The 22,545-nt window shown below is 64.3% G+C and carries 20 protein-coding genes, 1 pseudogene and 1 riboswitch; of the genes and pseudogenes, 6 read left to right on the top strand and 15 right to left on the bottom strand.

Features of this window, described 5'->3' with window-relative positions; all coding sequences use genetic code 11:
- Positions 1-147: 147 nt before the first annotated feature.
- The 6 genes and pseudogenes from ABE459_RS11380 to ABE459_RS11355 all read right to left on the bottom strand — a co-directional run bounded on the left by ABE459_RS11380 (position 148) and on the right by ABE459_RS11355 (position 7,040).
- Positions 148-465: a DUF2388 domain-containing protein gene (locus ABE459_RS11380; RefSeq protein WP_125464391.1), complete on the bottom strand. Its 318-nt coding sequence runs from the start codon at positions 463-465 to the stop codon at positions 148-150.
- A gap of 643 nt (positions 466-1,108) precedes the next feature.
- A pseudogene (locus ABE459_RS11375) lies at positions 1,109-1,354 on the bottom strand (RHS repeat-associated core domain-containing protein); the annotation flags it as partial.
- A gap of 225 nt (positions 1,355-1,579) precedes the next feature.
- Positions 1,580-2,554 (bottom strand): PDR/VanB family oxidoreductase, encoded by a 975-nt coding sequence (locus ABE459_RS11370; RefSeq protein ID WP_346648029.1) that lies wholly within the window; start codon positions 2,552-2,554, stop codon positions 1,580-1,582.
- A 67-nt stretch (positions 2,555-2,621) separates the two neighbouring features.
- Positions 2,622-3,743 carry a ring-hydroxylating oxygenase subunit alpha gene (locus ABE459_RS11365; protein ID WP_323833224.1) on the bottom strand — a complete coding sequence of 374 codons (1,122 nt, stop codon included), beginning with the start codon at positions 3,741-3,743 and terminating at the stop codon, positions 2,622-2,624.
- Between the two features lie 194 nt (positions 3,744-3,937).
- Complete coding sequence (locus ABE459_RS11360; protein ID WP_125858942.1) at positions 3,938-5,536, bottom strand: BCCT family transporter; 1,599 nt, start codon at positions 5,534-5,536, stop codon at positions 3,938-3,940.
- A gap of 412 nt (positions 5,537-5,948) precedes the next feature.
- Positions 5,949-7,040: a tartrate dehydrogenase gene (locus tag ABE459_RS11355; protein ID WP_323833226.1), complete on the bottom strand. Its 1,092-nt coding sequence runs from the start codon at positions 7,038-7,040 to the stop codon at positions 5,949-5,951.
- A gap of 95 nt (positions 7,041-7,135) precedes the next feature.
- On the opposite strand from ABE459_RS11355, the gene ABE459_RS11350 reads away from it, so the two are divergent.
- The 4 genes from ABE459_RS11350 to ABE459_RS11335 all read left to right on the top strand — a co-directional run bounded on the left by ABE459_RS11350 (position 7,136) and on the right by ABE459_RS11335 (position 11,885).
- Positions 7,136-8,047, top strand: a complete 912-nt coding sequence (locus ABE459_RS11350) for a LysR substrate-binding domain-containing protein (RefSeq protein ID WP_125464386.1) — start codon at positions 7,136-7,138, stop codon at positions 8,045-8,047.
- Positions 8,048-8,174: 127 nt separating this feature from the next.
- On the top strand, positions 8,175-9,665 hold the full coding sequence (locus ABE459_RS11345) for an aldehyde dehydrogenase (protein WP_323833228.1): 1,491 nt from the start codon (positions 8,175-8,177) through the stop codon (positions 9,663-9,665).
- Between the two features lie 221 nt (positions 9,666-9,886).
- Positions 9,887-10,927: an ABC transporter substrate-binding protein gene (locus tag ABE459_RS11340; RefSeq protein ID WP_110992826.1), complete on the top strand. Its 1,041-nt coding sequence runs from the start codon at positions 9,887-9,889 to the stop codon at positions 10,925-10,927.
- A gap of 106 nt (positions 10,928-11,033) precedes the next feature.
- On the top strand, positions 11,034-11,885 hold the full coding sequence (locus tag ABE459_RS11335) for a helix-turn-helix transcriptional regulator (RefSeq protein WP_110992827.1): 852 nt from the start codon (positions 11,034-11,036) through the stop codon (positions 11,883-11,885).
- Between the two features lie 354 nt (positions 11,886-12,239).
- Here ABE459_RS11335 and ABE459_RS11330 read toward each other — a convergent pair whose 3' ends face one another.
- The 6 genes from ABE459_RS11330 to ABE459_RS11305 form a co-directional block, all read right to left on the bottom strand.
- Positions 12,240-13,577 (bottom strand): OprD family porin, encoded by a 1,338-nt coding sequence (locus ABE459_RS11330; protein ID WP_323833555.1) that lies wholly within the window; start codon positions 13,575-13,577, stop codon positions 12,240-12,242.
- On the bottom strand, positions 13,574-14,008 hold the full coding sequence (locus ABE459_RS11325; protein WP_323833553.1) for a pseudoazurin: 435 nt from the start codon (positions 14,006-14,008) through the stop codon (positions 13,574-13,576). Before ABE459_RS11325 ends, ABE459_RS11330 begins: the two co-directional genes overlap by 4 nt.
- Positions 14,009-14,025: 17 nt before the next feature.
- Complete coding sequence (locus ABE459_RS11320; protein WP_323833551.1) at positions 14,026-14,814, bottom strand: ABC transporter ATP-binding protein; 789 nt, start codon at positions 14,812-14,814, stop codon at positions 14,026-14,028.
- On the bottom strand, positions 14,811-15,827 hold the full coding sequence (locus ABE459_RS11315) for an iron ABC transporter permease (RefSeq protein WP_125464380.1): 1,017 nt from the start codon (positions 15,825-15,827) through the stop codon (positions 14,811-14,813). The genes ABE459_RS11320 and ABE459_RS11315 overlap by 4 nt, the downstream gene beginning before the upstream one ends.
- Positions 15,824-16,837, bottom strand: coding sequence for an ABC transporter substrate-binding protein (locus ABE459_RS11310; RefSeq protein WP_323833549.1), 1,014 nt, complete (start codon positions 16,835-16,837; stop codon positions 15,824-15,826). Before ABE459_RS11310 ends, ABE459_RS11315 begins: the two co-directional genes overlap by 4 nt.
- Before the next feature lie 112 nt (positions 16,838-16,949).
- Positions 16,950-17,148: riboswitch (cobalamin riboswitch) on the bottom strand.
- 26 nt (positions 17,149-17,174) lie between these two features.
- On the bottom strand, positions 17,175-18,341 hold the full coding sequence (locus tag ABE459_RS11305) for a DUF1624 domain-containing protein (RefSeq protein ID WP_323833547.1): 1,167 nt from the start codon (positions 18,339-18,341) through the stop codon (positions 17,175-17,177).
- A gap of 222 nt (positions 18,342-18,563) precedes the next feature.
- Here ABE459_RS11305 and ABE459_RS11300 point away from each other — a divergent pair, with 222 nt between their 5' ends.
- Entirely contained in the window at positions 18,564-19,016 is a 453-nt protein-coding gene (locus tag ABE459_RS11300) for a hypothetical protein (RefSeq protein WP_323833545.1), read from the top strand.
- A 153-nt stretch (positions 19,017-19,169) separates the two neighbouring features.
- Here ABE459_RS11300 and ABE459_RS11295 read toward each other — a convergent pair whose 3' ends face one another.
- Both ABE459_RS11295 and ABE459_RS11290 read right to left on the bottom strand, forming a co-directional pair.
- Positions 19,170-19,946 carry a ParA family protein gene (locus tag ABE459_RS11295; RefSeq protein WP_323833543.1) on the bottom strand — a complete coding sequence of 259 codons (777 nt, stop codon included), beginning with the start codon at positions 19,944-19,946 and terminating at the stop codon, positions 19,170-19,172.
- Positions 19,947-20,072: 126 nt separating this feature from the next.
- Complete coding sequence (locus ABE459_RS11290) at positions 20,073-20,552, bottom strand: hypothetical protein (protein ID WP_323833541.1); 480 nt, start codon at positions 20,550-20,552, stop codon at positions 20,073-20,075.
- Between the two features lie 174 nt (positions 20,553-20,726).
- On the opposite strand from ABE459_RS11290, the gene dgt reads away from it, so the two are divergent.
- The gene (gene dgt, locus ABE459_RS11285; RefSeq protein ID WP_125464374.1) at positions 20,727-21,935 is read left to right on the top strand and encodes a dGTP triphosphohydrolase; all 1,209 of its coding nucleotides are present in this window, start codon (positions 20,727-20,729) and stop codon (positions 21,933-21,935) included.
- A gap of 22 nt (positions 21,936-21,957) precedes the next feature.
- On the opposite strand, the gene ABE459_RS11280 is transcribed toward dgt, so the two are convergent.
- A complete protein-coding gene (locus ABE459_RS11280; protein ID WP_323833539.1) occupies positions 21,958-22,542 on the bottom strand; it encodes a LysE family translocator in 585 nt (194 codons plus the stop codon).
- Positions 22,543-22,545 lie beyond the last annotated feature (3 nt).

Genomic DNA, 22,545 nt, shown 5'->3' with positions numbered 1-22,545 from the left:
CTGTTTTCACGCTGAAATCCTGGGGCCGCGCTGCGGCCCTTTCGCGACACAAGGCCGCTCCTACAGTTGGACAGTTGTCCCCACCTCGAGCGTGGGAGCCGGCTTGCCGGCGATTGGGCCGCAGAGCGGCCCCTTTGCAGGTGCAGGTCAGTGATGCGCGACCGGGTCATCCTGCGACAGCAGCGCCCTGGCCAGTTCCTCGTCGCTGGCCTGCAGGCCTGGGTTGGCCTGGCGTGCCTGCGCCAACGCCGACTCCAGGTAAGCGCCACGGATGGCACCGCCGCTGGCGATGAAGGCGGTCAGCTCGTCCTGGGCGGGGATGATCCGTTTGTCGTCCTTGAAGGTCGAGTAGAGCGACGCGGAGATCCCCGCGGAGGTGGCGACATCACCGGCATCGACCTTGGCCAGGGCGGCACCGGCAGGCAGCAGAAGCAGCAGCGAGGGAACAAGCAGTAAGTGGCGCATGGTGAATCCTCCGCGACGGTAAGACCAAGGGTATTACTGCATGTTGTTGAGAGCGCCAAGGCAGGGCAGGAGTTCCGCAAAGTGAATTCGGAACGGGGCCACCGCTGGTCGCAGCTCAAATCGTACCGACGGACCGACGCCTTCACGCCACTGCCACGAGCGATCAGGTTTACGGGGCGCAGGCTGGCGGTGCTGATTCTTCTGTTGTTGATTGACTTTCCCTGATTACAGAGGCGTAGTCCGGTAGCCTGTTGACGTTCTCTCTGTAGAAATAGCCGAAGGTTGCCCGGTGAGATTGAGCTTGTTCGTCTGTGTATAGATGTGGGTTCGTCAATTTGGGGCGTTCAGCTACGAGGCGTTGGAGCTTATTGGATGCGTTGGTGATCTGTATCCCGTAGTAAACGGGATCCGCCCTTGCCCCGGTATACGTATCTCGCTTTACCTCAAGTCGGGCGATTCGGTCGCTGAGGTTTTGAATCTTGCGCTCTCTCTTCTTGTCGGCTTTAGGATTGGCAGGGGTCATTCGTTCTGGATGAACACGCTCCCAGTACTCATAGGATGGTAGCTGCGGGTCATGCTGAGAATTCGCGACTACGTTCGACATCTCTTGGCTGCCAGTACGTGTAAGGAACTTGAACAGCCTGAACATATGCCCAGTAGGGTCAGTCCGATTGATCGGGTCTGCTGCGCAATAGGCGTATGCATTCACCCCTCCGGCCCCGAATGGGCTGAGGCTGTCCGGCGAATTAAAACGCATGAATAGAGGGTGATATACCCGGTAGCCATTGCCTAGAAGGTAACAGCCACTTAGTTGATCGAGGTACTGGCCGTTGAACCCAAGGCTTGACGCCAAACCAGGCAGCCGGTGGCCGAAGGCAGTGTAAGAGATCGTCTTTGGTTGCCGATCGGCAAGGTACCGCAGCACCGACCCAGGCGTGTTCGTCGCCAGCAAGGTCGTCATGGGGCGGGGGGGACTTGAGGTTGGCATGGCGAGCTCTGGCTATTGATGACTGCGACAGGCCAAAGGTAGAACCGCCAAGGTCAGGGCACAACTGGCAAAACTATCAGGTAGCCGCGGCCTGCGATCGCAGGCCGCTATCCTTCTGTGCCCGTACTAGAGGTCCAACACCAGGCGTGCCGACCTTGCCCGCGACACACAGAGCATCATGGTCTGCTGCGCGGCCTTTTCCTCATCACTCAGGTACTGGTCGAAGTGCTCGGCCTCGCCTTCGAGAATCGCCGTTTCACAGGTGCCGCACACACCTTCGCGGCACAGGCACTCGACCTTGGCGGCCTTGGATTTTTCGATGGCCTGGAGGATGGTCATGCCTTCCTCGACGTGCAGCTCGGTCCCGGAGCGGGCCAGCACCACGGTGAAGGCGGCGCCTGCGGCCGGTGCTGCTGCGGCAAACTGTTCCCAGTGCACCCGTGACTCGGCGATGCCGGCGGCGGCGGCGGTGGCGATCACTGCGTCGATCAGCGGCTTGGGCCCGCATACGTAAAGGTGGGCATCGTCGGCAAGGCCGGCGCACAGGGCGGCCAGGTCGAGCTTGCGGTCGAGGCTGTCGATGTAGAACCGCGTGTTGTCGGCATGGGGGCCGCTTTGCAGGTCACCCTGGAAGGCGCCGTGCTCGGGCGCGCGGAAGGCGTAGTGCAGCTCGTAGGGCGTACTGCTGCCTTCGAGCTCATGCAGCTGCGCCAGGAACGGCGTGATGCCGATGCCGCCGGCGATCAGCACATGGCGGCCGGCGCCGGGGTCGAGGGCGAACAGGTTGTTGGGGGTGGAGATGGTCAGCTCGCTGCCCACTTCGACCTGCTGGTGCATGAACGCCGAGCCGCCCTTGGACTGCTCTTCCAGGCGCACGCCGATCTGGTAGCTGGACAGTGCGCGCGGGTCGCTCATCAGCGAATAGGCATTGCTGAACTGGCTGCCGCAGGCCGACTGCATCTGCACGATGACGTGGCTGCCGCCGGTGAAAGCGGGCAGGGCGGCGCCGTCGCTGCGGGCCAGGGTAAAGCGCTTGATCTGCGGCGTAGCCTGCTCCACGTCGGTCACGCGCACCTTGAACATTTCGTATTGTTTGGCCATGGCATACCTCGACAACGAAGCCCCGCGCCAGGCCCTGGCGCGGGGCGGGACAGCTAACGGGGGTGGTTCAGTCGTCCAGGTGGGCGACGGCGATCAGGTTGTGGAAGTGGGCAATGCCATGCTCGCTGACGCCGCTGCGCTGGGCATCGACCATGATCCGGCCCTGGCCACGGTAGCCGCGGGATTTCAGGCCCTTCTGCACGCTCTCGACCAGGCGCAGGTCTTCCGGGCGGAACACTTCGCGGTACCAGTCGATCAGCTTCTGCTGCTCTTCGGTGATGTCCTTGTTGAGGAAGTACACGTCGTAATGCTGCAGGGTGGTTTCGGCATCGACCGGGAACTCGTAGATCACGGTCATGAAGTTGGCCCCTGGCGGCACGTTGAACATGGTGCACGGCCAGGCCCAGAAGCCGGCGAAGGAGGGGTCTTTGACCGATTCATCGAACTTGAACGACTGCTCCGAAGGTTTGGCCAGGCCGTACTGCAGGGTCCAGTTGCCGTGCAGGCTGTGGCTGTACTGGCCAACGTCCACCGAGTCGGAGAAACCGGGGTGGGCCGGGGCGCAGTGGTAGCACTCCAGGTAGTTGTCGACGATCGACTTCCAGTTGGCCGGGGTGTCGCTGACGAAGCGTGCGGCCAGGTGCAGGTCGTCGATCACCGCGCAGGCTTCGCGCATGCGCTTTTGCAGGCCTGGCAGCTGGTCTTCCACGGGCGCGGCGTCGTTGTCCATGTTGATGAACAGGAAGCCTGCGTACTCTTCGACACGCAGCTGCACCAGGCTGGAGTTGTCCTTGTCGAAGCTGGCGACGTTCTCGCAGTTGCGGGCGTGGGCCAGCTCGCCGTCGAGCTTGAAGGCCCAGGCGTGGTACGGGCAGGTGATGACGTTCTTGGCCTTGCCGCTGCCTTCGAGCAACTGGTGGCCACGGTGCGGGCAGACGTTGTAGAACGCGCGCAGCACGTCGTCGCGGCCACGCACGATGATGATGCTTTCGCCGATCACCTGGCGGGTGATGTAGGCGTTCTTCTCGGCGACTTCGCTGCGGTGGCCGACGCAGATCCAGCTGCGGGCGAAGATCGCTTCCTTCTCGTGCTCGAACACCGCGGCCTGGGTGTAGAACTTGGCCGGCAAGGTGTAGGCCACTTCAGGGTTGGCACAGAAATCGACGGGCAGGCGTTTGAAATCGTTCATGGCTCTATCTCGGTTCTTATTGGTTAACGCGTATCTATTGGTTAACAAGTTGGGCAAAAAAATTTGAATGGAGCTGAATTCAAGGTTGCTGATTGTGGCCCTATCGCCGGCAAGCCGGCTCCCACAGGGTCATGTAGCGCTGCGGACATTGTGGGAGCCGGCTTGCCGGCGATAGGGCGACACAGGTTTTCGTTTCAGTGCACCGCCGCCGCGCTGCGTGGCGCTTGCTGTTGCGGCTCCTCACCCGCCAGGCGGGTGGCCTCTTCCTCGATGCGGTACGCCGGCACCTGGCCGTAGTCGGCCGCCAGCCACTTGAAGAAGCCGTAGATCTTCACCAGCAGGATCACCATGAACGGGATCGCGGTGAGCACCACGGCGGTCTTCATGGTCGACAGCGACGCCTTGGCGAACAGCATGGCCAGCGGCACCAGGGTCAGCACCACGCACCAGAACAGGCGCAGGGTGGGGCTCGGGTCTTCGCCTTCACGCAGGTTGCGGGTGCTGGTGGCGGCCACGGCGTAGGCGGCGGCGTCCATGTGCGAGGCGCAGAACACCGCCATGATGAACAGGTACGCCGCCAGGAACAGCGTGCCCCACGGCAGGGCCAGCAGCAGGTCGGTCACCGCCGCTTCGCCACCGGCGGTGCTGAGCAGCTTGGGCACGTCGATCTGGCCGTTGATGAACTGGTGCATGCTGTAGCTTTCCAGCGCGCCGAAGAAGAACCAGCAACCGAAACTGCCGCCCAGCAGCAGGGCGAATACCACTTCCTTGATCAACCGCCCGCGCGACACGCGAGCGACGAACATGGCCACCCCCGGCGCGTAGGACACCCACCACAGCCAGTAGAACACCGTCCAGTTGCGGGTAAAGGCACCGTCGCCGGCCGGGTCGGTGAACAGGCTCATCTGCACGTAGTGCTGCAGCATCAGGCCGATGGAGTTGGCCGTGTTGTTCAGGGTGAACTGGGTCGGGCCGACCAGCAGCACCACGGCGGCGAACAGCAGGGCACCGACGCAGACCATCTTCGACAGGCGCTGCAGGCCGCCGTCGATGCCGATGTACGAGCTCAGCGAGAACAGCAGCGCCACCGCGCCGATCACCAGCAGTTGCACGGTGAAGGTGTTGGGGGTGCCGGCCAGGTCCGCCAGGCCACGGGTCAGGGTCGAGGCGGTGAGCGCCAGGGATACGGTCAGCGCGCCCATCATGGTCAGCAGGAAGATCAGGTCGACAGCGCGGCCGACCGGGCCGGTGGCCTTGAAGCCGGTGACTGCTTCGATTACCGACGCCAGGTTAAGGCCGCTCTTCTTGCGCACATGGAAGTGGTAGGCCATGGCCAGCGAGGCCAGGGCGTAGATCGACCAGGCACTGATACCCCAGTGGAAGAACGAGTAGCTGACGCTGTATTCCAGCGCCTGGGCCGACATCGGCGCGATGTTCAGGCCAGGGGTCTGGTAGTAGTAGGCCCACTCCATCACGCCCCAGTACAGGGTCGAGGAACCCATGCCGGCGCAGATGAACATGAACACCCAGGTGGTGGTGGAGTATTCCGGCTTGCCGGCACCCAGGCGAATGTTGCCGTACTTGCTGAAGGCCAGATACAGCACCGCCAGCGAGCTGCCGAACACCAGGACCTGCACGCTGGTACCGAAGGTGCGGGTGGCCACTTCGAACAATTGGTTGGCGAGGCTTTCCGCTTGCGCGGGGAAGACAGCAAGGCCGATCACGGTGAGCAGCACGGCAACCAGGCTCACGGCAATCAGGAACACATCAATCTTTTTATTGTTGGGGGACATCAATTGTCTCCAGGGGCATTTTTTTTGTAGTTGGAGTCAGGCGTTGGGAAGTCCGTATCGGGTGTTGTTTTTCCTTTCTGTTAACTATTAGATGACAAATATCTTTTAGTTAACAGATTCTGCATTGAATCTGGGCGAGTGGCAATAGAATCGTCGGACAATCCGGATGATTGGTTTCGCCTGTTTCGCGGGTAAACCCGCTCCCACAAGGCTTGCACTAGACCTGTGGGAGCAACTGTCTTCCTGTAGGAGCGGCCTTGTGCCGCGAAAGGGCTGCTTAGCAGCTCCGGGATCTGAGTGACACTGCAAGACCGCCGGGGCCGCTGCGCAGCCCTTTCGCGGCACAAGGCCGCTCCTACAACGGTCGTGCAAGCCTTGTGGGAGCGGGTTTACCCGCGAAGGTGCCGAAAGGTCAGGCGCCGAGCAACTCGGCAATCGCCTTGCCCACGTCCTGGGTCGAACGGCTGCCGCCCATGTCACGGGTGGTGTCGCCATTGGCAATCACGGTTTCGATGGCCTTGAGGATGTCGTCGTGGGCGGCCTGGTAGCGGGCGTCGTCGCCGTCCTTGCCGAGGAACTCGAGCATCAGTGCACCCGACCAGATCATCGCGATCGGGTTGGCGATGTTCTGCCCGTAGATGTCCGGCGCCGAGCCATGCACCGGTTCGAACAGCGACGGGAACTTGCGCTCAGGGTTGAGGTTGGCCGACGGCGCGATGCCGATGGTGCCGGCGCAGGCCGGGCCCAGGTCGGAGAGGATGTCGCCGAACAGGTTGGAAGCCACCACCACGTCGAAGCGCTCCGGCTGCAGCACGAAGCGCGCGCAGAGGATGTCGATGTGCTGCTTGTCCCAGCTGATCTCGGGGTAGTGCGCGGCCATGGCGGCGGTGCGCTCGTCCCAGTAGGGCATGCTCACGGCCATGCCGTTGGACTTGGTGGCCGAGGTGACATGCTTGCGCTCGCGGGTCTGGGCGACTTCGAAGGCGTACTTGAGGATGCGGTCGACGCCACGGCGGGTGAACACCGACTCCTGCAGGACGAATTCATTCTCGGTGTTCTCGAACATGCGCCCACCCAGCGACGAGTATTCGCCTTCGGTGTTCTCGCGGATCACCACGAAGTCGATGTCGCCTGGCTGCTTGTTCGCCAACGGGCAGGGCACGCCGGGGAACAGGCGCACCGGGCGGATGTTGACGTACTGGTCGAAGTCGCGGCGGAACTTGAGCAGCGAGCCCCACAGCGAGATGTGGTCCGGGACCTTGTCCGGCCAGCCGACGGCGCCGAAATACAGGGCATCGAAGCCCTTGAGCTGCTCGAACCAGTCGTCCGGCATCATCTTGCCGTGGGCCAGGTAGTAGTCGCAGCTGGCCCATTCGAAGAATTCGATCTCAAGGTTCAGGCCGTGCTTGCGGGCGGCGGCCTCGACCACGCGGATGCCTTCCGGGAGGACTTCGTTGCCGATGCCGTCACCGGGGATGGCGGCGATTTTGAAGGTCTTGCTCATGGGGGCGCATCTCGTGTTCAGGGAGGATGCACTCATGCTATAAGGGCGCGCTGCGGAGATAATCCGCTATTCGATCAATTCTTGGTGCACGAATCGTGAATAATCTGCCGAACCTCGACGACCTCGATATCTTCCTGCAGGTAGCGCGCCGCGCCAGCTTTGCCGCCGTGGCGGACGAGCGCGGTATGTCGGCGGCGTTCGTCAGCAAGCGCATCCGCCTGCTCGAGGAGAGCCTGGGGGTGCGCCTGCTGCACCGCACCACCCGGCGGGTGACGGTGAGCGAAGAGGGCGAGCGGGTCTACCAGTGGGCGCAGCAGATCTTCGAGACCCTGCAACGCATGGGCGACGACCTCAATGCCGGCCAGCGCGAGCCTGCCGGGCAACTGCGCATCGCCAGCAGCCTGGGCCTGGGCCGGCGCTTCGTGGCGCCGGCCTTGTCGGAGCTGGCGGCGCGCTACCCACGGCTGGACATCCGCCTGGACGTGCACGACCGCCTGGTGGACCTGATCGCCGAAGGGGTGGACCTGGACATCCGCGTCGGCAACGTCATCGCCCCGCACCTGATCGCCAAGCCGCTGGCGCGCAATCGCCGGGTGCTGTGCGCAGCGCCCGGCTACCTGGCCGAGCGGGGCACGCCCAAGGTGTTGGCCGACCTGGCCAGCCATGACTGCCTGGTGATCAAGGAGCGCGACCACCCGTTCGGGCTGTGGCACCTGGAAGGCCCGCAAGGCGAGGAGAGCGTGCGGGTGACCGGCGCCCTGTCGAGCAACCATGGCGAGGTGGCGCACCAGTGGTGCCTGGACGGGCGGGGCATCCTGCTGCGCTCATGGTGGGATGTTCACGACAGCATCGAGGACGGGCGGCTGGTGCAGGTGCTGCCCGACTACCAGCAGGCGGCGGACATCTGGGCGGTGTACACCGCGCCGCTGGCCGGCTCGGCCAAGGTGCGGGTGGCGGTGGAGTTCTTCCGCCAGTACTTTGCCGAGCGCTATCAGTTGCCTGACTGATCGCCTAGAGAGTTTTTTCATAGGTCTGGAGAACATTTTTACTAATTTTCCCGCCGTCCAGAGTGGCGCACCATCGGCTCACATCAATAACAACTGACCGCGAACGCGGTCGATGTGGGAGCGCAGCGTGTTCGACCTTTCCTTCTGGCAACAGCGGGCCAACCGCCAAACATTCATCGACACCGCCCTGATTGGCGGCCACTCGGTGAAGGCCTCCTCGGGGGCGACTTTCAACGCCATCAACCCGGCCACCAACCAGTTGCTCGCCCGGGTGGCGGCCTGCGCTGAAGACGAAGTCGACCTGGCCGTGCGCAGCGCCCGCCGCGCATTCGAGCAAGGGCCCTGGGCGCGCATGGCCCCCACCCAGCGCAAGAAAATCCTCATCAAGCTGGCTGACCTGCTGCTGGCGCACCGCGAAGAACTGGCGCTGCTGGACTCGCTGAACATGGGCAAGCCGGTAATGGATGCCTACAACATCGACGTGCCCGGCGCGGCCGGGGTGTTCGCCTGGTACGGCGAGGCGCTGGACAAGGTCTACGACCAGGTCGCGCCCACGGCCGCCAATGCGCTGGCCACCATCACCCGCGAACCCTTGGGCGTGATTGCCGCCGTGGTGCCGTGGAACTTCCCGCTGGACATGGCCGCCTGGAAGCTGGCGCCGGCATTGGCCGCTGGCAACAGCGTGGTGCTCAAGCCCGCCGAGCAGTCGCCGTTCTCGGCCCTGCGCCTCGGCCAGCTGGCACTGGAGGCGGGCATCCCCGAGGGCGTGCTGAACGTGGTGCCGGGCTTGGGTGAGCAGGCCGGCAAGGCCCTGGGGCTGCACCCGGACGTCGATTGCCTGGTGTTCACCGGCTCCACCCAGGTAGGCAAGTACTTCATGCAGTACTCGGCCCAGTCGAATCTCAAGCAGGTGTGGCTGGAGTGCGGCGGCAAGAGCCCGAACCTGGTGTTTGCCGATTGCCAGAACCTTGACCTGGCCGCCGAGAAGGCCGCGTTCGGCATCTTCTTCAACCAGGGTGAGGTGTGCTCGGCCAACTCGCGCCTGTACGTGCAGCGCTCGATCCACGACGAGTTCGTCGAACGGGTGATCGCCAAGGCTCAGGCCTGGCTGCCGGGCGACCCGCTCGACCCGGCCAGTGCCGCTGGCGCGATCGTCGACAGCGAGCAGACCGCGCGCATCGTGCGGGCGATCGGCCAGGCGCGCGAGGAGGGCGCGACGTTGCTCAGCGGTGGCGAGCAACTGACCTTCAATGGTTCTTCCAACTTCATCACGCCGACGATTTTCGGCAACGTCAGCAGCGACAGCCGCCTGGCCCGCGATGAAATTTTCGGGCCGGTGCTGGCCATCAGCGCGTTCGACAGCGAAGAGCAGGCGGTGCAGTTGGCCAATGACAGCATCTATGGGCTGGCCGCGTCGGTGTGGAGCGACAACCTCAACCGCGCCCACCGTGTGGCCAAGGCGCTGAAGGCCGGTACGGTTTCGGTCAATACCATGGATGCGCTGGATACCACGGTGCCGTTTGGTGGCGGCAAGCAGTCCGGGTTCGGCCGCGATCTGTCGCTGCACTCGTTCGACAAGTACACGCAGTTGAAGACCACCTGGTTCCAGTTGCGGTAAGGGGTTGGGGCTGGGAGGTGTTTGCCTTTGGATGTGTTGCGCCTGGGAGATCGAGCGCCGCCCGCGCGGCGCTCGATCTCATAGGCGCTACCGCTGTCTTGTCATGCACCAGGAACCACCCACAACAAGAAATCCCCCCGCATCCCCCCGGGCACTGCGGGCTCGGGCCGACTGGCCCAACTGCCTCGATACACACAACCATAAATCGTGAGGGAGTTTCCATGCGTACCATCACCGCGTCACTCAGCCTTGCAGTGCTCGCCGCTGCCAGTCTTCCCGCCCTTGCCGGCACTTCCAGCCTCACCGTCATCTCCTTTGGCGGCGCCACCAAGGCCGCGCAGCAGGCCGCCTACTTCCAGCCCTTCGAGCAGAGCGGGGCAGGCAAGGTAGTGGCCGGCGAATACAACGGCGAACTTTCCAAGGTCAAGGCCATGGTCGATGTCGGCCATGTGTCCTGGGACGTGGTGGAGGTCGAAAGCCCCGAGCTGATCCGCGGCTGCGAGGCGGGCCTGTTCGAGCGCATCGACCCGGCCCTGCTGGGCGACCAGGCCAACTACCTGCCCGGTACCGTGAGCGAGTGCGGCGTGGCCAGTTATGTCTGGTCCATGGTGCTGGCCTACAACACCCAGAAGCTCGCCAATGGGCCGACGTCGTGGGCGGACTTCTGGGACACCCAGCGCTTCCCGGGCAAGCGCGGGCTGCGCAAGGGCGCCAAGTACACCCTCGAGGTCGCGCTGCTGGCCGATGGCGTTCCACGCCAGGACCTGTACACCGTGCTGGGCACTCCAGAGGGCGTCAACCGGGCCTTCAAAAAGCTCGACCAGATCAAGCAGAACATCCAGTGGTGGGAGGCCGGCGCGCAACCGCCGCAATGGCTGGTGGCCGGTGACGTGGTGATGTCCGCCGCCTACAACGGGCGCATCGCCTCGGCGCAGAAGGACGGCTCCAAGCTTGGCATCGTCTGGCAAGGCAGCCTGTACGATCCGGACCACTGGGCCATCGTGCGCGGCTCCAAGAGCAAGGAGCTGGCGCAGCAGTTCATCACCTTCGCCAGCCAAGCCGCCACGCAGAAAACCTTCTCCAGCCACATTCCCTACGGCCCGGTGCGTACCGATGCGGTCAATGCACTGCCGGCAGACATCCAGCAGCAACTGCCAACGGCCCCGGCCAACCTGGCCGAGGCCCAGCTGGTGAACGCCGAGTTCTGGGTCGACCACGGCGAAGAGCTGGAAGAGCGCTTCAATGCCTGGGCGGCGCGCTGACCCCTGCGCTACTGCGCGCTGGTGAGCCCGCCCCGGGCATGGAAAGATGGGAAACGCCGTTGCAGCGATGCAACGGCTTTTTCCGATTCAAGAGGCAAGCAAGCAGATGAGCAGAGACCGCCTTCAATCCGCGGAGTGGTTCGAGCAGATCGCCCACGTGGTCGATTGCATCGGCACGTCGGCGTTCGTCGAGTCGCTGTTCGCCGCGCTGAACTACCTGGCGCCTTCCCACGCCATCACCGTGTTCCTGTTCCCCCATCAAGGGCTGCCTTCGGCCTTGTTCGAACGGGACGAGGAGGGGCCGTGGATGCCCGAGGGCAGCATCGGCAAGTACCTGGAAGGCTTCTACCTGCTGTGCCCGTTCTACCGGGCCTGCATCGAGGGCATTGCCCCTGGCTGCTACCGACTGAGCGATGTGGCACCGGACCACTTCAAGCGCAGCGAATATTACGTGTCGTTCTACCAGCATGCGCGGCTTGAGGATGAGCTGAACTACATCGTGCCACTGGGGCCCAAGCTGACCATCGCCGTGGCCTTGGCCAGTACCCGCCGCCTGGGCCGGCAGCAGGTCGACGAACTCAAGCGCATCGCCCCTTGGGTGCTGGCCGTGGTGCGCCGGCATTGGGGGGACCTGGATGCGGATGCGCTGGGAGGGCGCTTCGAAAGTGCGCTGGGGCGCCAGATCAACGCCGCGCTGACCCAGTTCGGCTCGTCGCTGTTGACCGAGCGCGAGTGCCTGGTGGCCCAGTACATGCTGCGCGGGCACTCCATCCGCTCGCTGGCCGAACGGCTGGGGATCAGCGAAGACACGGTCAAGACCCACCGCAAGCATGTGTACAGCAAGCTGGACATCGCCAAGCAGTCGGAGCTGTTCTCGCTGTTCATCGCCTCGGTGGCCCAGGCCCAGGAAGGGTTGAGCAAGGATCCGTTGGAGAGCTACCTGCGGCGCAGGCGGTGAGGTTCGCTGAGGTTCGCCGGTGTTTTTGCAGCGCCTATGAGATCGAGCGCCGCCCGCGCGGCGCATCGCTGGCAAGCCAGCTCCCACATTTGTTTCGGGCCAATTATGCCTGTGAGGGTACCGCTGCCCGCCTTGGTGCATGTCTCAAGTCGGGCGAGGCGCCAGTGGTGCCCACCTCAATAGTGAGTCGAACCAACAAGGCGGACAGTGATGACCATGCAGGAGTGACTGGCCCGAAACAGATGTGGGAGCTGGCTTGCCAGCGATGCGCCGCGCGGGCGGCGCTCGATCTCAAGAGCGCTGCAAACCTGTCGCCCTGCACCTTGTGGCCCACATCCGGTCGTCAAAGGACCTTCAGAACCCCCCGCTGATCGGCCACTCCACCGCCACCCTGACCTGATCCCCATCCAACTCCGCCTGTGCCGTATCCCCCCGGTGCACGTTATGTCTTACCGATACCGCCACCCCCTTGGCCGCCCCACTCTGCACCACATAGCGCGCCTCCAGGTCCCGCTCCCAGTGCTTGCCATCCTTGCCATACCCCAGATACGCATACCCCCCACGCGGATCCACATGCGTGCCATCGATATCAAACCCGCGCACATACAACGCCGTCAGGCTCAACCCCGGCACGCCATAGGCCCCCATGTTCAGGTCATACCTGGCCTGCCACGACTTCTCGTTCGGCGCATTGAAGTCCGACAACTGCACGGCGTTACCCAGGTAGATCGCCCCGCGGCTGACGTAGTCGAACGGCGTGTTGCCGTCCACCTGCTGCCAGCCCAGGCTGAACGCGTGCGGGCCCTGGGCGTAGCGCGAGACCAGGCTCCAGGTGGTGTTGTCGATACGCCCGGACAGGGCCTTGCCAGTGTCGGTGGTGCGGTACAGGTTGAGGTCAAGGCTCAGGCTGCGCCGGTCGTCGAAGGCGTGGCTGAGGGTGCTGCCGAGGTAGTGCTGGTTCCAGGTGTCCTGGTAGCGGGAGCTGTACAGGCTGGCGCTGACGTTGGCGGTCGGGTTCCACACGGCGCCGGCCAGGTCGAAGCTGTCGCCCTGGCGGCCGTTGGAGTAGTTCACCACGAAGCCTTGATCGTGGCTGGAGGCATTGCGGTCGGTACCTTCGTTGAAGTGCCCGGCCACCAGCTTGAGCCGGTCGATCTCGTTGCTGGTGAGGAACCAGCCGGTGAAGGTCTCGGGCAACAGGCGGCTGTCCGACGAGCTGAACACCGGGGTCTTGACCCGCTGCTCGCCGTAGGCCAGCACGGTGTTGGATGCGCGCAGTTTCACCGCCGCGCCACCCCGGCTGTATTCGCGCTTGGGGTGGCCGTCGTTGTCGATGGCCAGCAGGCGCGCCTTGCCGGCGCGGCCGCCGCCGCTGTCGAGCTGCACGCCAAGGTAAGCGTGGGCATCGACGCCCACACCGATAAGGCCTTGGGTGAAGCCGGAGCTGAGGGTGCCCATCAGGCCATAGGCCCATTCCTCGGCCTTGCCGCTGCGTTCGGGGCGGGGTTTGTAGGCGTTGCGCGCGGCACTGTTGCGCCCGCCGTTGCGGTAGTCGCGCTGGTCGTAGACGGTGCGGTTGAGCAGGCTCCAGTTGCTGTCTTCGACGATGCCATTGGCCTTGGACTGGGCGGACTCGGCCAGGGCCAGCGGGCTGAGGCCGAGCAGCGGCAAAGCGATGAACAGCGGTTTCATTGCCCGGCCTCCAGCTTTTGCAGCTGCGCGGCGAGGCGGCTGGCCGCGCGGGCGGGCAGGGCGTCTGGCAACTGCGCCGGCGTGGGCTCGCCCACCTGCACCAGCATCACCATGCCCATCGCCAGGTGCGGGATGCACTGGATGCCATACAGCCCGGGCTGGCTGAAGGTGTATTCGAACGGCTGGTTGAGCTTGCTTTTGAACGCTTCGGCGCCTGCCGGCAGCAGGCCAGGAATGCTCGCGGCGTTGTGCCCGGCCTGGGTCGGCAGAAAGCGCACGGTGTCGCCCGGGGCAATGCGCAGATGGTCCGGCTCGTAGACCATCGCCCACTCGGCGCCGCGGTTGAGCATCTTCACTTCGAACACCTCGGCTTGGGTGGCGGTGGTGGTCAGCAAGGCGGCAAGCAGCAGGGCGGCGGTGCGGGGCGGCATGGGCGGAACTTCCTGGTTCAGGGGGCGCGAAAACGCAGGATGCGCGCGCCGTCGAAGGGGTCGGTGAGGTAGTGGGCGTGTACGCCGAAGGTGCTCAGCAGGCGCTCTGGGGTGAGCACGGCTTCGGGCTTGCCGAGGGCCACCAGGCGGCCCTGGTCGAGCACGGCCAGGCGGTCGCAGGTGAGCGCCTGGTTGAGGTCGTGCAGGGCCACCAGTGTGGTCACCGGCAGGGCCTGGACCTGTTGCAGCAGGCTCAGCTGGTGCTGGATATCCAGGTGGTTGGTCGGCTCGTCGAGCAGCAGCAGTTGCGGGCGCTGGGCCAGGGCGCGGGCGATGTGCACGCGCTGGCGTTCGCCACCGGACAGCTCGCGCCAGATGCGCTGGCTGAGGTGGCTGGCGTCGACGTCGGTCAGGGCCTGTTCGACGATGGCGCGGTCGGCCTTGCCGAAGGGGGCCAGTGCCGACAGCCAGGGCGTGCGACCCAGTGCCACGGCTTCGAAGACGCTGATGGCGTCCTGGGTGTCGGCCTGTTGCTCGACCAGTGCCAGCTGTTGGGCGATGCGCCGGCGTGGCAGTGTCGCCAAGGGTTCGCCGAGCAAGTGCACCTTGCCCGTGGTGGGCGTGCGCAGGCCGGCGAGCAGCTTGAGCAGGGTGGATTTGCCCGAGCCGTTGGGGCCGACGATGCCGAGGGTTTCACCGGGGCGCACGGCCAGGTCGATACCCTGCAGCACCTGGCGCTCGCCCAGGCGCAGGCTCAAGCCTTGGCAGGCGAGCGGGGCGACTTGCAGCGAATTGATCACGGTCATGGGCGCCCCCGGCGGCTGACCAGGATCAGCGCAAACACCGGTGCGCCGATCAGCGCGGTGACCACGCCCACGGGGATCACCTGGCCGGCGATCAGGGTACGCGAAAGGATGTCGGCGACGATCAGGAACAGCGCGCCCCCGAGGGCGCTGGCCGGCAGCAGGCGGCTGTGGCCGGGGCCGAGCAGCAGGCGCAGGGCGTGGGGGATGACCAGGCCGACGAAACCGATGGCGCCGACGATCGACACCATCACCGCGGTCACCAGCGCCGTGCAACTGATCAGCAGCAGCTGGGTGCGGCGTACCGGCACGCCCAGCGAGGCGGCGGAATCGGCGCCGAAGGTGAAGGCGTCCAGGGCACGGCGGTGCCACAGGCACACCGCAAGACCAAGCACGGCCACCGGCAGTGCCAGCCACACCGACGGCCAGCGCACGCCGCTGAGGTTGCCCAGCAGCCAGAACAGGATGCCGCGTGCCTGCTCGGCGGTGGCCGACTTGGTGATCAGGAAGGCGGTCAGGGCGTTGAACAGTTGCGACCCGGCAATGCCTGCCAGGATCACCTGGGCGTTGTTGTGGCTGCTGGCGCTGGCGCGCGACAGCAAGAGCACCAGGCCGAACGCCGCCAGCGCGCCGATGAAGGCGCCGCCGGACAGCGACAGCGCTGCACCGCCCAGGCCAAGCAGGCCGACCGCCACGGCGCCGGTCGAGGCGCCTGCGGACAGGCCCAGCAAGTAGGGCTCGGCCAGCGGGTTGCGCAGCAACGCCTGCAGCACCACGCCGCAGGTGGCCAGGCCCGCGCCGCAGGCGGCGGCGACCAGGGTGCGCGGCAGACGATAGTTCCAGACGATGCCGGCGTCGATCGGGTCGAGGGCGTGGCCGGCCTGCCACAGCTGGTTGGCCAGCACCTGCCAGACCAGGTCGATGCTCAGGCGGGTTTCGCCGATGGCGATGCCGGCGAGCATGGCCAGCAGCAGGGCGGCCAGCGCGGCAATGGCGAGGGGCAGCAGGCGGCTCATGGTTGTGGCGCTTGGCCGCTGGCGAAGGCTGCGGACAACCGCTCAAGGCCACGGAACAGGCGAATGCCGGCCTGCATGGCGTCGGCATCGAGGACGATGATGCGGCCGTTTTTCACGGCGTCCATGTTCTTGGTTACCGGGTCGCTGCGCAGGAATTCGAGCTTCTTCTGGAAGTCGTCGGCGGGGAAGCGGCGGCGGTCCATGCGGGCGATGATCAGCCAGGTGGGGTTGGCTTTGGCCAGGGTTTCCCAACCCACGGTGGGCCATTCTTCGCTGGACTCGACCACGTTGCGCACGCCCAGGGTCTGCAGCATGAAGTCGGCCACGCCCTGGCGGCCGGCGACGTAGGGGTCGATCTCAAGGTCGGCGCTGGAGAACCAGAACAGTGCGCTGGTGCCGGAAAGATCCTTGCCGGCCAGTTGCTGTTTAGCATGCTCCAGCTGGCCCTTGAGTTGCGCGTTCAGCGCCGTGCCACGGTCCTGCACGTCGAAGATCTCGGCCAGCTGGCTGACGCTCTTGTAGATGGTCTCGACCTTGAATGGCTGCAGGCGGGTGCCGTCGGCGCCGACCAGGTTGTCCTTGCCTTCGCAGTCGGACGGCAGCAGGTAGGTGGGGATATTCAGCTCGGCGAACTGCTCGCGGGTGCCGACCACGCCCTGGGCGCCGACCATCCATTCGAACTGTACGGCCACCAGTTGCGGGCGTTTGCCCACCACCGCTTCGAAGCTGGGGTCGTTGTCGGCCAGGCGCTCGACCTTGTCGTTCTGCGTCTTGAACTCGGGCAGCACGTTGTTGAACCACAGCGAGGTGCCAGCCAGTCTGTCGCCCAGGCCCAGCGCATAGAGCATCTCGGTGCCGGCCTGGCCGATGGTCACGGCGCGCGCGGGCGCCTGGGCGAAGGTTTGCGGCACGCCGCAGTTTTCGACGGTGAGCGGGTAGTGCGTGGCGGCGGCCTGGGCCAGGCCGGTCAGCGACATGGCGGCGAGCAGGGTGGCGATACGGGGCAGCATGGTCGGGCGATCTCCTGTCGAAGGGTGCACGGAATGAGCACGGACAGGCATCGCCAGGCTTCGGGCAGGGCGCCCGAGGCAACTAACGGATGGCCATCCCGGACACCCCGCCGGTTGGTGAACATGTGCCGGCAGGTCTCCTGACTGGTGCGTCCTGGCCCTGCGCCAGCCTTCCCGGACACAAGGTCCAGTGGCATCGATGGCGCGGGCTCGGCACCTACAGTTGCGGGGGCAGTTCCCTTTGGCGCGCGTGTGGCGGCCTGGGGATTCCCTATTAATTCCGAGTGGAAACCGGCGGGCGGCATGGTAGACCATCACCCGCCGGGTGAAAACGCCTTTACAGGTATTTGAGCCAGGCGATGTCGCGCCGGCGTGCTTTAAGGCGGGCGAACCCACGCACCGGCAGGTACAGCGCCGCCGCCAGCAGCACAGCACTCAGCCACACCGCGGCAATACCGTCGAAGCCGAAATAGTCGCCATGGTTGAGACCGAACAGTGCCACGCTGGCCAGGTACAGCAGCTTGAGCACATACAGGTGCAGCAGGTAGAAGAACATCGGCGCGGCGCCGAACACCGCCAGCATGCTGATCCAGCGGGCGCAACCTGCGCGCTCGAAGCCGCGCAGCAGCAACAGGCCGGTGCCCAGGGTCAGGGCGAGGAACAGCAGTGACGGCGGGTATTTGGTGATGTTGAAGAAGCTCATCAGGGTTTGCGTGACACTCGGGTAGCTGCTCCACGGCGCTTCGCCGTAGCCGTTGAGCAGGCGCAGCACGGCGAAACCGAGCAGTGCGGCGGTGCCGGCCAACAGCAAACGGTGCTGGCGCTCGGCGGCATTGTTGGTGCGGGCAAACCACGGACCCAGGCCATAACCCAGGGCGATCACGCCAATCCACGGCAGCACCGGGTAGGAGGTGCGCAGGCGCAGGCTGTCGGTCGCTTGCAGCCAGCCACGGTCATGCAGGATCGCCCAGGGTACGTGCAGCGCCGACTCCGGGCCAAAATTCAGGCCATCGAGCAGGTTGTGCCCGGCCACGATCAGCGCACCCAGTGCCAGCAGCACCGGGCGCGGCAGCCACACCAGCAGCGACAGGGCGATCATGCTGATACCGATGGCCCAGATCACCTGCAGGTAGATCACGCTCGGCGGCAGTTGAAAGGTCCAGGCGAAGTTGACCATGGTGAACTCCAGCGCCACCAGGAACAGCCCGCGCTTGAACAGGAACGCCGAGACGTCGCTACGACCCTGGTACTTCTCGCCGTAAAGCCAGGCCGACAGCCCGGTCAGCAGTACGAACACCGGCGCGCACAGGTGGGCCAGGGTGCGGCTGGCGAACAGGCTGGGGTCGGTGACGTCGATGCTCATCGGGTCGCTGACCTGGCGATGCAGGAAGAAGGTTTCGCGCACGTGGTCGAGCAGCATGAACAGGATCACCAGGCCGCGCAGGGCATCGATGCTCTGCAGGCGCTGGGTGAGCAGGGTGGGGGAAGCGGTGGCGCTGGTCATCGGCAAGGGGTCGCAGGCAGGAATGAATGTCAAATGAAACGTTATCTTATAACGATTTGTCTTGTGCTGAACAGAGGCTCGGGTGGGTAAATCTGCATGCCCGTCAACAGCGAGTGCCATCTAGTGGCGATTGGCCTGCTCGAAACACTTGTGCTTTAGCGAGCCTTGGTGGATACATGCAGGCCGCGTGATGCTGAATGTAATTTGCCGACAAGGACTGCCATGAAACCCACCCATCTGCTACTGGCCGCATTGCTGCTGGCGTTGCCGTGCGCCTCGGCCCTGGCCGACAGCTGCCGCAAGAACATCCACGGCGGCGAGGATTGCCGCTACAGCGACGGCACCACCTCAACCAGCCGCGCCAATATCATGGGCGGCTTCGATACCACCTACAGCGACGGGCGCCGCTCCAGCAGCCGCTCGAATATTCAGGGTGGGTTGGATACGCGCTACAGCGACGGCAGTTCTTCCAGCAGCCGCTCGAACATCCAGGGTGGGCAGGACACGCGCTACAGCGATGGCCGCTCTTCCAGCAGCCGGGCGAATATTCAGGGTGGGCAGGATACGCGCTACAGCGATGGCAGCTCTTCCAGTAGTCGGTCGAATATCCAGGGCGGGCAGGACACGCGTTACAGCGGTGGTAGCGGTGAGCGTGACCAGGGGCGGCGGTGGTAGGGGCTGCAGTATGTTCGGCTCGACATCTTCAGCGCCTATCAGATCGAGCGCCGCCCGCGCGGCGCTCGATCTCAAGAGCGCTGCAAAGCTATCGTCCTACACCTGCCCGCCCACACGCGACCTCAAGCCGACCACTACCGCCCACACCCCCCCTCACGCCGCCCGCTCCAGCACATCCAGCAACTCGACAAACTCCTGCGCCAGCCGGTGGCGCGGCGCCAGGTGCACCAGGGGCACCGCCGCTTCATGGGACTCGCGCATCTTGATCGAGTTGCTCAGATACACCGGCAGTACCGGCAGCCCTTCGCCGCGCAACTGGTCGACCAGGGTCTGGTGCAGGGCGGTACGCCCGGCGAACTGGTTGACCACCACGCCTTCGACCTGCAACGCGGCATTGTGGTCCTGGCGCAGTTCATCGACCTCGGCCATCACGTTGAGCAGCGCCTGGCGCGAGAAGCTGTCGCAGTCGTAGGGGATCAGCAGGCGCTCGGCGGCCACCAGGGCGCTGAAGGTGTAGAAGTTCAGCGCCGGTGGCGTGTCGATGTAGATCCGCTCGTAGTCCGCCGACAGCTCCACCAGCAACTTGCGCAGCTTGTTGATCTTGAACTTGCTCTCCAGCTTGCCTTGCAGGTCGGCAAGGTCGGGGCTGGCGGTGATCAGGTGCAGGTTGGCGTAGCGGGTTTCGGTGATGGCCACGCGGTGCTTCTTGCCGGTGGCCGGCGCGGGGGCGAGGGTCTGGCGGAAGAAGTCGGCGATGCCCGCCGGGATGTCCTGGTTGACCAGGCCGGTCAGGTAATAGGTGGCATTGGCCTGGGGGTCGAGGTCCACCAGCAGGGTGCGATAACCCTCGGCGGCACTGGCAGCGGCCAGGTTGCAGGCGATGCTGGACTTGCCTACACCGCCTTTCTGGTTGAACACGACACGACGCATGGCTGAATCATCCTTGAGGGAAAATGGCAGATCAGGGTCAATCCTATGACCGAAAGGTGACAGTTTTAAGACAAGGCTTGTTACATGTCCCGCCTGCGTCGTGCACGGGGGCGTACCGGGGCGCTGTCACGGAGCGGCTTGCTGCAACGCCTGGAGTTCGTCCTCGACCTCTTGCATGCGCGCTTCGACCAAGGCCTGCACTTTCGGGTCCCTGGCGCTCTCGCGCATCAGCGCGGTCAGCTTTTCACTCAGCCGCTTGCCTTCCTCGGTCTCGCCCAGCGCCTTGGCCTTGGCCGGGTCGCGGGTGGCGGCGACGATGGTGTCGAATTCGCCATCGTCGAAGTTCTTTTCGCTGTAGAGCCGATACAGGTCCTGGCGCTGGTCCTCGACGGTCAGGTGCTTGCGCAGCACCGTCTTGATCTGTTCTTCGGGCAGCTTGGGGTGGGTTACGGCCAACAGCTGCGCCATGCGCCCGATATTGTGCTCGTAGGCTTCCTGCAGGGGCAGGTTGGAGCGGATCTTTTCTTCGCGGCTGGGTGCCTGGTCGCAGGCGGCGAGGGCGGTGAGCAGCAGCAGGGGCAACAGCAGTCTTGGCAAGCGGGGCATGGGGCAGGGGCCTTGGGCGCAGTGAAGGGGCGAGTGTACTGCATGCGATCTGGACAGGTGCATTGGGATCAAAGCAAGGAAGACGCCTGCGGCAAACATAAAGTTGTTTGACGACTTTTACGTGGTCATCTAGTTATGTCCTTCGGAGATAACATTGGATGAAAGGACGAGGCCATGTACGACAGAGAAGTTATTGACTATGCCAAGGAGCAGGAAGCGCGGGTCGCGGTACTGGAATACCGCGTCCATGCTGTTGACCATGGACGTTCGACTGGGCGCCAGGCATTGATGCGAGATTATGCGCGAATCTTGTACTCATCCTCGTTCCGACGCCTGCAAGGCAAGATGCAGTTGTTGGGAATCGATGCGGGGCGCTTCAATCGCAATCGCCTGACCCACAGTCTTGAGGTAGCCCAAATTGCCCGCTCTATTGCCAGCGATCTGGACATGAAGGAAACCGTAGTCGTCGAGGCGGCTGCGCTGGCTCACGACATTGGCAATCCCCCGTTCGGCCATCATGGCGAGACCGTGCTCGACGAACTTTGCAGTGAGTGTGGAGGCTATGAGGGCAACGCTCAGGCGTTTCGCATCCTGCGCACCCTGGAGCGCAAGCACCATGCTTACGACGGCCTGAACTTGAACGTACGCACACTCATGGCGGTGACCAAGTATTTTCATTTGCGCCGGAGCAATCCGAAGAAATTCCTCTATGACGATGACTACGCGTTCCTCAGTGCCGAGTTGCAAAAGCACGACCTACAAATCGTGAAAAGCATCGACGCCGAAATCATGGACCTGGCCGACGAGATTGCCTACGCCGCTCACGACCTTGAGGATGCCTTGAGCTTCGGCCTGATCAGCCTTGGCGAGATTCTTCATGAATTCAAAATCAGCGAGCGTTTCTGCGAGGCCTACCCAGTTATTGAGACCTTGGCCAAGGAGGTTCAAACCGATGCCATGCAGGCTAAGCGATTAGGCACTTCGGAAGAGTACGCCATGGTGCTGAAAAAGGAGCTGACCTCCAAGATCGTTCACATCCTCTGTTCCGATATCGGACTGGTCGACGGCAAATTGGGCTACAAAGAACACGCCAAGTTGGCTGAGGGCCTGAAGAAACTGCTTTTCAAAGCAATTCTGCGAAAAAAGGATGTGCAGTTGTACGAAAAGAAGGGCGAGCAGGTAATCAGAAAGCTGTTCGAGGTCTACAGCGACCCGCAGTACAACAAGAACAACATGCTTCTGCCGCCGGAACTACGCACGATCAATGACAGCCAGCAACGCGTGGTGACCGACTACATTGCTGGAATGATGGACCTCTACGCGATCCAAGAGTACGAGCGGTACTTCGGCAAGGGCAGCCTTGATCGTTATTACTTTGATTGAAGTGAGTCAGGCCCTGGGGGCGCTACAGCAGCAGCGCCGACCAGGTCGACACCAGCAACAACCCCGCCAGGCTCTGGTTGAACCGGCGCAATGCCCGGGGCGAATTCAGCCAGCGCGCGCTGCCAGCACCCAGCAGCGCCCAGGCGGTCATGCTCGGCAGGGCGATCAGCAGAAACACCAGGGTCAACCACCACAGCGGCAGGGCCGGGGTGGCGAACAGGCTGATCATCGCCAGCGCCATCAGCCAGACCTTGGGGTTGACCAGCTGCAGGGTGGCCGCCTGCAATGGGCCGAAGCCTGCGTTGCCACCGGCCTGCAGCGGCGCACCGGCGCTACGCAGCATGCGCCAGGCCAGCCAGCTCAGCCACAGCGCACCCGCCCAGCCAAGTAGCTGTTGCGCCAGCGGGTGACCAAGCAGCAGTTCGCCCAGGCCCAGGCCAACCAGCAGCACCACCACGGCCGCCGCGCCACAGGCCGCCACGGTGGGCGCCAGGCTGGCGCGCACGCCGCGCTGGGCACCCTGGGCGAGGATCAGCAGGTTGGTCGGCCCCGGGCTGATGCTGGAGGCCAGGGCGAAGAGGACAAAGGGTAAAAGGCTGTGGGACATGGT

Origin of the sequence: Pseudomonas sp. TWI923, assembly GCF_039673365.1 — a bacterium.
Classification (GTDB): Bacteria; Pseudomonadota; Gammaproteobacteria; order Pseudomonadales; family Pseudomonadaceae; genus Aquipseudomonas; species Aquipseudomonas sichuanensis.
The sequence above is the reverse complement of the archived record's forward strand: the minus strand, read 5'-3'. Positions and strand labels throughout refer to the sequence as shown.